Raw genomic sequence first — 231 nt, 5'->3', positions numbered from 1 at the left:
GCCCGCCGTGCACGGTCACAGCGCCCCGTTCTTCCCCCCGGTGAGCCCGTGGATCGCTCCCGGGTCCACCGCCGACCGCGCCCTGCGCCGGGTCGCCGAGCTCGCGGTGGGCGTCGCGATCGGCGTCGGGCTGGGCGACCTCGTGGTGCACGTCAGCGGCACCGGCGCGTGGCAGGTGGCGTTCGTGCTGCTGGTCGCGGCGCTGATAGCCCGGTTCCTCGACCGCGGGCC

The 231-nt window shown here is 77.1% G+C and carries 1 protein-coding gene; it reads left to right on the top strand.

All coding sequences use genetic code 11. From position 1 onward, the window contains the following. Positions 1–231 (top strand): FUSC family protein (locus tag KVT14_RS21715; protein WP_217617424.1); only part of this gene is annotated, 231 nt, incomplete at both ends.

The sequence above is a fragment of the Cellulomonas sp. GbtcB1 genome (assembly GCF_019091725.1).
Classification (GTDB): Bacteria; Actinomycetota; Actinomycetes; order Actinomycetales; family Cellulomonadaceae; genus Cellulomonas.
The sequence above is the reverse complement of the archived record's forward strand: the minus strand, read 5'-3'. Positions and strand labels throughout refer to the sequence as shown.